The 11,842-nt window shown below is 38.2% G+C and carries 12 protein-coding genes and 1 pseudogene; 9 read left to right on the plus strand and 4 right to left on the minus strand.

Annotation, left to right across the window (positions count from 1 at the left end; all coding sequences use genetic code 11):
* Positions 1 to 9: 9 nt before the first annotated feature.
* From AABL52_RS04875 to AABL52_RS04885, 3 genes and pseudogenes are all read right to left on the minus strand, one after another.
* Entirely contained in the window at positions 10 to 342 is a 333-nt protein-coding gene (locus AABL52_RS04875) for a spore coat protein C (protein WP_341518998.1), read from the minus strand.
* 136 nt (positions 343 to 478) lie between these two features.
* A complete protein-coding gene (locus AABL52_RS04880) occupies positions 479 to 982 on the minus strand; it encodes a DinB family protein (protein ID WP_341518999.1) in 504 nt (167 codons plus the stop codon).
* A 119-nt stretch (positions 983 to 1,101) separates the two neighbouring features.
* Positions 1,102 to 1,353 (minus strand): annotated as a pseudogene (locus tag AABL52_RS04885) (iron chelate uptake ABC transporter family permease subunit); the annotation flags it as partial.
* A gap of 141 nt (positions 1,354 to 1,494) precedes the next feature.
* On the opposite strand from AABL52_RS04885, the gene AABL52_RS04890 reads away from it, so the two are divergent.
* The 8 genes from AABL52_RS04890 to uvrC all read left to right on the plus strand — a co-directional run bounded on the left by AABL52_RS04890 (position 1,495) and on the right by uvrC (position 10,351).
* Positions 1,495 to 2,667, plus strand: coding sequence for a BclA C-terminal domain-containing protein (locus tag AABL52_RS04890; RefSeq protein ID WP_341519000.1), 1,173 nt, complete (start codon positions 1,495 to 1,497; stop codon positions 2,665 to 2,667).
* Between the two features lie 191 nt (positions 2,668 to 2,858).
* Positions 2,859 to 4,544 (plus strand): long-chain-fatty-acid--CoA ligase, encoded by a 1,686-nt coding sequence (locus AABL52_RS04895; RefSeq protein ID WP_341519001.1) that lies wholly within the window; start codon positions 2,859 to 2,861, stop codon positions 4,542 to 4,544.
* A 61-nt stretch (positions 4,545 to 4,605) separates the two neighbouring features.
* Entirely contained in the window at positions 4,606 to 5,238 is a 633-nt protein-coding gene (locus AABL52_RS04900) for a TetR/AcrR family transcriptional regulator (RefSeq protein WP_002001012.1), read from the plus strand.
* An 11-nt stretch (positions 5,239 to 5,249) separates the two neighbouring features.
* Positions 5,250 to 6,026, plus strand: a complete 777-nt coding sequence (locus AABL52_RS04905) for an enoyl-CoA hydratase (protein WP_000911294.1) — start codon at positions 5,250 to 5,252, stop codon at positions 6,024 to 6,026.
* Positions 6,027 to 6,104: 78 nt separating this feature from the next.
* Positions 6,105 to 6,878 carry an electron transfer flavoprotein subunit beta gene (gene etfB, locus AABL52_RS04910; protein WP_063261310.1) on the plus strand — a complete coding sequence of 258 codons (774 nt, stop codon included), beginning with the start codon at positions 6,105 to 6,107 and terminating at the stop codon, positions 6,876 to 6,878.
* Between the two features lie 36 nt (positions 6,879 to 6,914).
* Entirely contained in the window at positions 6,915 to 7,892 is a 978-nt protein-coding gene (etfA, locus tag AABL52_RS04915) for an electron transfer flavoprotein subunit alpha (RefSeq protein ID WP_341519002.1), read from the plus strand.
* A gap of 211 nt (positions 7,893 to 8,103) precedes the next feature.
* A complete protein-coding gene (gene trxA, locus AABL52_RS04920) occupies positions 8,104 to 8,418 on the plus strand; it encodes a thioredoxin (RefSeq protein WP_001018943.1) in 315 nt (104 codons plus the stop codon).
* A 148-nt stretch (positions 8,419 to 8,566) separates the two neighbouring features.
* Positions 8,567 to 10,351 (plus strand): excinuclease ABC subunit C, encoded by a 1,785-nt coding sequence (gene uvrC / locus AABL52_RS04925; RefSeq protein ID WP_000544269.1) that lies wholly within the window; start codon positions 8,567 to 8,569, stop codon positions 10,349 to 10,351.
* A 114-nt stretch (positions 10,352 to 10,465) separates the two neighbouring features.
* On the opposite strand, the gene AABL52_RS04930 is transcribed toward uvrC, so the two are convergent.
* Entirely contained in the window at positions 10,466 to 10,915 is a 450-nt protein-coding gene (locus AABL52_RS04930) for a YslB family protein (RefSeq protein WP_000042227.1), read from the minus strand.
* A gap of 300 nt (positions 10,916 to 11,215) precedes the next feature.
* Here AABL52_RS04930 and sdhC point away from each other — a divergent pair, with 300 nt between their 5' ends.
* A complete protein-coding gene (sdhC, locus tag AABL52_RS04935) occupies positions 11,216 to 11,842 on the plus strand; it encodes a succinate dehydrogenase cytochrome B558 (protein WP_000678354.1) in 627 nt (208 codons plus the stop codon).

The following is an 11,842-nucleotide window of genomic DNA, read 5'->3' on the forward strand; positions in this document are numbered from 1 at the left end:
GCTTCGTTACTACTCTGTAAATTTGGAGTGTTTGCTTAAATACTCTTGCACTCCTGGAGAAATATGAAAGTTATTAGGACTTTTATATTCGATAGTAAACTCTCCGTCTTTATTTGTTTCAAAGGCGATTGCATAGCTATTCATTTTAGCATCGTAAGAAGTGTTTTTGACTTCTGCATCTAGATTAAAATATTTTGTAATATACTCTTTTGATTCCGTAATTGCTGCTTGTTTTCCCCAAGGGGTACCATAATAGGTGAAATAAAGAGATACACTAATAACTCCAATAATAGAAGTTAATAAAATAGTTCCCAGAGCTATTTTTTTATTCTTTGTATTCAATTTGGTTACTCCTCTTCATAGTATGTATTCATTTTAACCTATCTTTTCCATAAAACAACCATTTAGAAAAAATAGTTTCACATGAAACAAGTTACAGAAAAAGACAAGATGTGTAAACACCTTGTCTTTTTTGTCGTTACATTTTAGGAGCTTCCATTCCAGCTGCAGCCCATTCTTCTTTTGCAGGGCCATATACGCCAGGGACAGTTAAGCCGGCTTGTCGCATTAAAACCGTCATTTGTCCGCGATGGTGATTTTGATGATTAATAAGTGTCATTAGAAATATAGAATTTGGCATAGGACGACCAAAGAAGTCATTAATAGTAGCTAAGTCTTTATCCGTCCATTCGCCTTGAAGAGCTTCAACAAAAGCTACATTCACTTTACGGTATTGATTAGCAATTGTTGTTGCAGAAATTGGTACAGGATAATCCTTCGTTTCTCCTTCAAACTTAAGCCCTGTGCCAGATAGCATAACAGGAATTGCAGTCACGATATGCCAAGCAACTCTGCCTAATGTCCAGTGCCCAGATGCAATTTCTTGTGATAAAGACTCATCTGTTAATGCATCGAGCATTTTTTGAGTAGACTCAGCCTCGTATGTCCATGATTGCAAGAAGCCTTCAATAGTTTGGTACATATTTATCCCTCCTAGTTATGTTCATAGGTTACATTCGTGAAAAAAAGATAGTTTCCTTTTTAACTAACCTTCTTCCCACTCTTCCTCATCAACCATAAGAAATAAGGTGCTCCAAGTATAGCAAAGTTCAAATTTGCTCTAACAATAAATATTTGAATAATCGCTGAACTGAGGGCTGAAATACCGATTCCTATTAAAGCAAGGGCTGTTGGGCTAAATCCTGATTTCCATGAAAAGAAAAGGACAATTCCAACTGCAAGTAGTCCGCTGATAAATGCACCAATTGGATTGAAATTTATATGTATATGCAGAATGGAGAAAAAGAATTTCGTTTGAGCAAGAAGGCGAAAGTACAAGCAAAAAGAGAGCAAATTGCATGTAATAATTAATAGAATGTATGGACTAAATCTGTGTTTATCCCCACTAGGTAAAATATTTCTTTGTTATTTAAATAGATGTTTTTTAACTCGGTGATTGTACTTAAAAGATCGAATGTAAAGGAAGGGGTCAACATGTCTTCATGGCGCAATAATATAAATGGGTATTGTGAGTGTAATAATCAAAATGGTGTACATGTTGATTCATGCTGTTTTAGTTGTGATGGGACAGTTCCTAAGCTGGGCCCAACAGGTCCAACAGGAGCGACGGGAATAACGGGAACAACAGGTCCAACAGGAGCGACAGGAATAACAGGTCCAACAGGAGCGACAGGAATAACAGGCCCAACAGGAGCGACAGGAATAACAGGCCCAACAGGAGCGACAGGAATAACAGGTCCAACAGGAGCGACAGGAATAACAGGCCCAACAGGAGCGACAGGAATAACAGGCTCAACAGGAGCGACGGGAATAACGGGAGCAACGGGAGCAACGGGAATAACGGGAGCAACAGGTCCAACAGGAGCAACGGGTCCAACGGGTCCAACAGGAGCGACAGGAATAACAGGCCCAACAGGAGCGACGGGAGCAACAGGAATAACGGGAGCAACAGGTCCAACAGGGGCGACAGGAATAACAGGCCCAACAGGAGCGACGGGAGCAACAGGAATAACGGGAGCAACAGGTCCAACAGGGGCGACAGGAATAACAGGCCCAACAGGAGCGACGGGAGCAACAGGAATAACGGGAGCAACAGGTCCAACGGGGGCGACAGGAATAACAGGCCCAACAGGAGCGACGGGAGCAACAGGAATAACGGGAGCAACAGGTCCAACGGGGGCGACAGGGATAACAGGGGCAACAGGCTCAACCGGTCCAACGGGAATAACAGGTACAAGTATCACAGCGACGTATGCATTTGCAAATAATACGTCGGGAACAGCAATATCGGTACTTCTTGGTGGAACGAATGTCCCGCTTCCAAATAATCAAAACATCGGTCCAGGTATTACTGTTTCTGGGGGGAATACAGTATTTACGGTTGCGAATGCTGGGAATTATTATATTTCATATACGATTAATATAACGGCTTCATTATTAGTAAGTTCACGGATTACAATTAATGGAACACCACTTGCTGGCACGATCAATTCTCCTGCGTTAGCAACTACATCATTTAGCGCAACAATCATTACAACTCTTGCAGCGGGGGATGCTATTAGTTTGCAACTATTTGGTTTGTTAGCTGTTGCCACATTATCAACAACTACACCAGGAGCTGTGTTAACGATAATAAGATTAAGCTAAATAATAACTCTCTTACTTCTTTTATAGATTAGGAGAGTTTATACATATAATAAGAAGTTAATGGAGTGAAGCATAGTTATATAAAAGTCAGAATATTATGATTGTAACGTTATGGCGACTATAATATAATGAAAACAACCATCATGAATGAACATTCATTTATTTTTTATGTATTTGAAGGGGGAATGAAGGTGGAAAAACCATGGTTGAAAAGTTATCCAGAGGAAATTCCAAGTACGATTTCTTATGATATTCAGCCGCTTCATGGATACGTGGAACAGGTGGCTTCTCGCTATCCAGAAAAGAAAGCGCTTCACTTTTTAGGGAAGGATATTACATTTTCAGACTTCCACGATAAGGTGAAGAGATTTGCAAATTATCTTCAAAAGCTCGGTGTGGAAAAGGGGGATCGAGTTGCTATTATGTTGCCGAACTGTCCGCAATCTGTAATTGGTTATTATGGTACATTACTTGCGGGAGGTATCGTAGTACAAACAAATCCACTATATACAGAAAGAGAATTAGAATACCAGCTTTATGACTCGGGAGCAAAAGTAATTCTTTGTCTTGATTTAGTGTTTCCAAGAGTAACGAATGTTCAAGCTGCTACAAAAATTGAACATATTATCGTAACCCGTATTGCGGACTTTTTACCCTTCCCTAAAAATTTACTTTACCCATTTGTACAAAAAAAGCAGGCAAATCTTGTTGTGAATGTGTCGGAAAGTGAAACGATTCATCTATGGAAATCAGTAGAACGAGAAAGTAATGTTAATGTTGAAGTTCCTTGTGATCCTGAAAATGATCTAGCTCTTTTGCAGTATACAGGGGGAACAACGGGATTTCCAAAAGGGGTTATGTTGACGCATAAAAACCTTGTTTCAAACACTTTAATGGGAGCTCATTGGCTATATAATTGTAAAGAAGGGGAAGAAGTAATTCTTGGTGTTCTTCCGTTCTTTCATGTGTATGGGATGACAGCTGTAATGAATTTAAGTATTATGCAAGGATATAAAATGGTGCTGATTCCGAAGTTTGATATGAAAATGGTTTTTGAAGCAATAAAAAAACATAAAGTCACACTATTTCCAGGGGCACCAACCATTTATATTGCTCTATTAAATAGTCCCCTCTTAAAAGAATATGATATTTCTTCTATCGAGGCTTGTATTAGTGGATCTGCCCCGCTTCCTGTAGAAGTACAGGAAGAGTTTGAGAGAGTTACAGGTGGAAAATTGGTAGAAGGTTATGGATTAACGGAGTCGTCGCCAGTTACACATGGGAACTTTTTGTGGGAAAAACGCGTGCCAGGAAGTATTGGTGTGCCGTGGCCAGATACAGAGGCAAACATTATGTCACTTGAAACTGGAGAGGCTTTACCTCCAGGTGAAATTGGTGAAATTGTTGTAAAGGGCCCTCAAATTATGAAAGGGTATTGGAATAAGCCAGAAGAAACAGCAGCTGTATTACAAGACGGGTGGCTTCATACAGGGGATGTTGGTTACATGGATGAAGATGGATTTTTCTATGTGAAAGATCGTAAGAAAGATATGATTGTTGCGAGTGGCTTTAATGTATATCCTCGTGAAGTAGAAGAAGTATTATATGAGCATGAAAAGGTGCAAGAAGTAGTGACGATTGGGATTCCCGATCCGTACCGAGGAGAGACAGTTAAAGCATTTGTTGTGTTAAAAGAAGGTGCGGAGTGTTCTGAGGAAGAATTAAACCAGTTTGCGCGTAAATATTTAGCGGCTTATAAAGTGCCGAAAGTATATGAGTTTAGAGATGAACTGCCGAAAACGACAGTCGGAAAAATTTTACGCCGTGTCCTAATAGATGAAGAGAAAAGAAAGAATGAGGATGAGCAAACGGGCTAAGGCCCTTTCTTTTTGAAAAAATGGGATTGACACTTTTCTAAATAGTCAGTATTATAAGAATATGAATGACTATTCATTCAGTCATCTTCTTGAAGGGGACAGTAAAGTGAAGAAAAATAGACCGAAATACAATCAAATTATTGATGCGGCAGTCATTGTGATTGCGGAGAATGGGTACCACCAAGCGCAAGTTTCTAAAATAGCAAAGCAAGCTGGGGTAGCTGATGGCACGATTTACTTATATTTTAAAAATAAAGAAGATATATTAATATCCTTATTCCAAGAGAAGATGGGAGAATTTGTCGAAACAATTCGTCAAAAAACAGCAGGAATTGAAAGCGCTGTATCGAAATTGTTCATGTTGGTAGAAACGCACTTCTTGCTGTTGTCACAAAATGATCCTCTTGCTATCGTTACGCAATTAGAGCTAAGACAGTCCAATCAAGACTTACGACTGAAAATAAATGAAGTATTAAAAGGCTACTTACAAGTTATGGATGAGATTTTAGAGACAGGTATAAAGCAAGGTGAATTCCAAGCGGATTTAAATGTTCGTGTGGCAAGACAAATGATCTTTGGAACAGTAGATGAAGTTGTGACCAATTGGGTAATGAGCGATCATAAGTATGATCTGGTCGCACTTTCAAAAACGGTACATGGGCTACTTATTGCAGCTTGTGGTTATCGTCAATAATGGGAGGGATCATGTTGAAATTCCTATCTGTAAGAGTTGAAGATCATATCGCGGTGGCGACGTTAAATCATGCGCCAGCTAACGCGATGTCTTCACAAGTTATGCATGACGTTACTGAATTAATTGATCAAGTGGAGAAAGATGATAACATTCGTGTTGTTGTTATTCACGGTGAAGGGCGCTTCTTCTCGGCGGGAGCAGATATTAAAGAATTTACATCTGTTACTGAAGCGAAGCAAGCGACAGAATTAGCGCAGCTTGGACAAGTTACGTTTGAGCGTGTTGAAAAATGTTCAAAACCAGTTATCGCGGCAATTCATGGAGCGGCACTTGGCGGCGGCCTTGAGTTTGCTATGTCTTGCCACATGCGCTTTGCAACTGAAAGTGCAAAACTTGGTTTACCTGAATTAACACTTGGATTAATTCCTGGATTTGCAGGTACACAGCGATTACCACGTTATGTTGGGAAAGCGAAAGCTTGTGAAATGATGTTAACAAGTACACCGATTACTGGTGCAGAAGCATTAAAATGGGGACTTGTTAACGGAGTTTTTGCTGAAGAAACATTTTTAGATGATACGCTTAAAGTTGCAAAACAGATTGCTGGAAAAAGCCCAGCGACGACTCGTGCTGTACTAGAGTTATTGCAAACGACGAAATCGTCTCATTATTATGAAGGTGTACAACGCGAAGCTCAAATCTTTGGTGAAGTATTTACGGGTGAAGATGGAAGAGAAGGTGTAGCAGCGTTTTTAGAAAAGCGTAAACCTTCATTTAGTGGCAGGTAGTTCAATTATTTTTTTAATATAAATTAACAGAAAATTAAAATTGATAGAATCTTTCTGAAAAACAAGGGGGTAAATGGAATGAACATCTACGTACTCATGAAACGAACATTTGATACAGAAGAAAAAATCGTAATTAAAAACGGTGCAATTTACGATGGCGAAGCGGAATTCATCATCAACCCTTACGACGAATATGCGATTGAAGAAGCAATTCAAGTAAGAGACGCACAAGGTGGCGAAGTTACTGTTGTAACAGTCGGTGGCGAAGAAAGTGAGAAAGAACTTCGTACGGCATTAGCGATGGGCTGCGATAAAGCGGTATTAATTAATATTGAAGATGATGTTGAAAATGGTGACCAGTTCACGACAGCAAAAGTACTTGCTGAATATTTAAAAGATAAAGATGCAGATTTAATTTTAGGTGGGAACGTTGCAATTGATGGTGCATCTGGACAAGTTGGTCCACGTGTAGCTGAAGCGTTAAATATTCCGTACGTAACGACAATTACAAAACTTGAAATTGACGGTACAAATGTGAAGATTGAGCGTGATGTTGAAGGTGATACGGAAGTGATTGAAACTTCATTACCAGTTTTAGTAACAGCACAACAAGGTTTAAATGAACCGCGTTATCCATCGCTTCCAGGTATTATGAAAGCGAAGAAAAAGCCACTAGAAGAAGTAGAATTAGATGATTTAGATTTAGAAGAAGATGATGTGGAAGCAAAGACAAAAACAATTGAAATCTATTTGCCTCCTAAGAAAGATGCAGGAAAAGTGTTACAAGGCGAGCTGCAAGATCAAGTAAAAGAACTTGTATCGTTGCTCCATACAGAAGCGAAAGTAATCTAATAAAATACGAAATTATATATGCAGGAGGGAAAATCTATGGCTCGTAAAGTATTGGTAATGGGTGAAGTTCGTGATGGATCGCTACGTAACGTTTCGTTTGAAGCGGTAGCAGCAGCAAAAACAATTGCAGAAGGCGGTGAAGTAGTAGGTCTTCTAGTTGGAGACAGCGTTGCCTCTTTTGCAAATGAATTGATTCATTACGGTGCAGATCGCGTTGTGACAGTTGAAAATGATAAATTAAAATCATATACATCTGATGGATATGCACAAGCGTTTTTAGCTGTATATGCTGAAGAAAAGCCAGAGGGTATTGTATTTGGACATACAGCACTTGGTAAAGATTTATCACCAAAGTTAGCAGCGAAACTTGAAGCTGGTCTAGTTTCTGACGTAACTGCTTTAGAAGTTGAAGGTGGAAATGTTATCTTCACTCGTCCAATCTACTCTGGTAAAGCGTTTGAGAAGAAGATTGTAACAGACGGTATGTTATTTGCGACAGTGCGTCCAAATAACATTGCAACGCTTGGAAAAGATGAGTCTCGCAGTGGTGACGTATCTTCTATTACAGTAGATGTGAAAGACTTACGTACAATCATTCAAGATGTCGTCCGTAAAACTGCAGAAGGTGTTGATCTTTCTGAAGCGAAAGTTATTATCGCTGGCGGACGCGGTGTGAAGAGTGAAGAAGGATTCAAGCCATTAAAAGAGTTAGCTGACGTATTAGGCGGCGCTGTTGGAGCATCTCGTGGTGCTTGTGACGCTGAGTATTGCGATTACTCATTACAAATTGGTCAAACTGGTAAAGTTGTTACGCCAGACTTATATATTGCATGCGGTATTTCTGGTGCGATTCAGCATTTAGCTGGTATGTCTAACTCGAAAATAATCGTTGCGATTAATAAAGACCCAGAAGCAAGTATCTTCAAAGTAGCTGACTATGGTATTGTTGGCGATTTGTTTGAAGTCTTACCTCTTTTAACAGAAGAGTTTAAAAAGTTAAAAGTACATTCATGATTTGAGTACCCTTGAGTTCCAAGTGAAGTACCCCTATATATAGAAAAAGGTGAGAGATCCCCTGTCTCTCATCTTTTTAGTATGTAATCCGTATTTTTATATAGTATAAAGGAACACTTTTTTGTTACAATACATAACGATACATATTATTCGCCACGTATATAAGTTAATGATATACTCTTGGTAGAATATACTTGAAGGAGGAAATAAAATGGCAATTGTAAACGCAAATGACCAAAGCTTCGCAGCTGAAACTAGCGAAGGTGTTGTATTATTAGATTTCTGGGCACCTTGGTGTGGACCTTGTAAAATGATCGCTCCTGTATTAGAGGAAATTGATGCAGAACTAGGCGAAAAAGTAAAAGTAGTAAAAGTAGACGTGGATGAAAACCAAGAAACTGCTCGTCAATTCGAAGTAATGAGCATTCCAGCTCTTTTCGTATTAAAAGACGGTAAAGTAGTTGATCAAGCGTTAGGTTACAAACCGAAAGAAGCGTTAGTAGAATTAGTTTCTAAACACTTCTAAAATAAAGGGGCTGCCATTTGGTAGCTTTTTTTATTTTCCTTTTTTACACCTTTCCGTTACAATAAAAGAACGTATGTTGGGTATTTTGGCATAGTATGTTTTCGTGTGAAAATAAAAATGCTAAGCATGTAGAAATGGAGGGTGACGAGTGCACGAACATTTAAAAGAGAAGTTGGCTATTTTACCAGATCAACCCGGTTGTTATTTAATGAAAGATAAGCAAGGAACGGTTATATATGTCGGAAAGGCAAAAGTGCTTAAAAATCGTGTGCGCTCGTACTTTACTGGTTCGCATGATGGAAAAACACTTCGGCTTGTCGGAGAAATTGTAGATTTTGAATATATTGTAACCTCCTCAAATCTAGAAGCTCTCATTTTAGAGTTAAATTTAATAAAAAAACATGATCCAAAATATAATATTCAATTAAAAGATGATAAGACATATCCTTTTATTAAAATTACAGCTGAAAAACAGCCGCGATTACTCATTACGCGAAACGTAAAAAAGGATAAAGGAAAGTATTTTGGCCCTTATCCGAATGCACAATCAGCTCATGAAACGAAAAAATTGCTAGATCGTATGTATCCGCTTCGTAAGTGTTCAAATATGCCCGATAAAGTTTGTTTATATTATCATATGGGTCAATGTTTAGCACCTTGTGTGAAAGAAGTTACGGAAGAACAAAACAAAGAAATTGTAGATGAAATTATTAAGTTTTTAAATGGTGGACATAAAGAAGTTCGTTCAGAATTAGAAACAAAGATGTATGAAGCTTCAGAGAAACTAGAATTTGAACGCGCAAAAGAATTACGCGATCAAATTGCGCATATTGATGCGATTATGGAAAAACAAAAGATGATTATGAGTGACTTAGTGGATCGTGATGTGTTTGGGTATGCAGTTGATAAAGGGTGGATGTGTGTTCAAGTTTTCTTCGTTCGAAAAGGAAAGCTAATTGAACGTGACGTTTCTATGTTTCCAATCTACGATGAACCAGAAGAGGGATTTTTAACGTTTATCGGTCAATTTTATGAGAACAGCAGTCATTTTAAGCCGAAGGAAATTGTCGTTCCAGGAAGTATAGACTCAGAGCTAGTAGAGCGCTTTTTAGAAGTGGAAGCGACACAGCCAAAACGTGGCAAGAAAAAAGATCTTGTAGAATTAGCAAATAAAAATGCGAAGATTGCTCTTGAAGAGAAATTCTACTTAATTGAACGTGATGAAGAGCGAACGATTAAAGCGGTAGATCATTTAGGGAAGCAGCTTGGGATTGAAACACCGTATCGTATTGAGGCGTTTGATAACTCAAATATTCAAGGGACGAATCCTGTTTCTGCAATGATTGCTTTTATCGATGGGAAACCAGCTAAGAAAGAATACAGGAAATATAAAATTAAAACGGTTCAAGGACCGGATGATTATGAGTCTATGAGAGAAGTTGTGAGACGCCGTTATACAAGGGCACTGAAAGAGAGTTTGCCTTTACCAGATTTAATCATTATTGATGGTGGAAAAGGTCATCTGGCAGCTGTAAGTGATGTTCTAGAAAATGAACTCGGTTTATATATTCCGATGGCAGGTCTTGTAAAAGATGACAAACATAAAACCTCCCATTTAATTATTGGGGACCCGCCTGAACCTGTGATGCTTGAGAGAAATAGCCAAGAATTTTATTTATTGCAGCGCATTCAAGATGAAGTGCATCGATTTGCGATTACATTCCATCGTCAATTACACGGGAAATCTGTTATTCAATCAGCACTGGATGATATTCCTGGAATTGGGGATAAACGAAAAAAGATATTGTTGAAACATTTTGGATCGCTAAAAAAGATGAAAGAAGCTTCTGTAACGGAATTTGTCGAAGCGGGTATGCCGAAAAATGTCGCAGAAACGATTTATACTTATTTAGCGGATAAGAAGACGTTGTAGTTTACAACGTCTTCTATTTTCTGGTATAATTTCTGAAGATTTAAAATAAATTCAACTGAATGAAAATACAAAAAAGTCAACTAAACTTATATGTCTAGTTGACTGTAGGTAATGCTACACTTCAATGAGATCTTTTATATCCCATTTCACAAGAAATGTAATAGAATCTGAACGTTTTTTCTTTTCTTCATAGGACTCTGCAACGACGTTTCGTTGTTTTTGAATTTGTTCAGCGATGAATCCAGCTTCTAATTGATAAGAAGAATGTCTGTTTTGTTTTTGGCGTTCAGCGATGAGTGTGCCTTTAAGTTGAAACTGCATTTCACGACGCTTATGTTCAATAATGCTTAAAGTGCCCCAGCCAGCTTTTTCGAAGAACTGAATGACTTCTTCAGTTGTTTCTAGTGGATATTTTCTTGCAAGGTTTCTACCGGACCAGTATAAAATACCATCTAAATCGTTACCGATTAAATCAGGTAGTAATTCTTCACGTAGCAATTCATAAGCGAAGGCGTTCAATGAAACATCTTCTAAAGATGTTGTATCGATTGTATTTTTACTCACAATATTCCCCTCTTTCTATAGGGATTATTATATAACATTTCTCATTTATAAAAACAGATTTTTCTTTGGGAAAATCTGAATAGATAAGAAGAAAAAAAGAATTGGCAAATTATATGCAAATTATGTATACGTTTTCTTGACGCTTCGACAAAAATAGGAGTAAAATGAACTTGGTATCAAATTATGCTGAAATATTTCGAATAATTTTTTCAGTTTTTCTTATGTCAATAGTGAAAAAACATTATTGTTGTAAACTAATCTGAAAACAGCAGTCAAACATTCAAGGGGGGTAATGGGGACATGAAAGGCCGCGAGTATACGTTTCGTAAGTGGCACTCATTAATGGGGGTCATCCCGGTTGGTGTCTTTTTGACGCAACATTTAATTGTAAACAACTTTGCAACACGAGGAGCAGAGGCTTTTAACAAAGCTGCAGGCTTTATGGAGCTCCTTCCATTCCGGTACGCGCTAGAGATTTTCATCATCTTTTTACCGATACTGTACCATGCTATATATGGCTTATATATTGCATTTACAGCTAAGAACAATGCGGTTTCTTACGGTTATTTCCGTAACTGGATGTTCGTCTTCCAAAGAATTTCAGGTATCGTTACGCTGATTTTCATTTCTTGGCACGTCTGGGAAACTCGTATTCAAGCAATGTTAGGTAAAGAGGTAAACTATGATATGATGGCAGATATTTTAAACAATCCAGCTATGTTTGCATTCTACTTAGTCGGTGTTGTTTCAACAATTTTCCACTTTGCAAATGGACTATGGACATTCTGCATCAGCTGGGGAATTACAGTATCTCCACGTTCACAAAGAATCTCTACTTATGTAACATTAGCTATTTTCTTAGGTCTATCTTATGTAGGTGTGAGTGCATTATTAGCGTTCATCGATCCACAGCTAGCAAACCAGTAA

The sequence above is a fragment of the Bacillus paramobilis genome (assembly GCF_038096195.1).
GTDB classification, from domain to species: Bacteria; Bacillota; Bacilli; order Bacillales; family Bacillaceae_G; genus Bacillus_A; species Bacillus_A mobilis.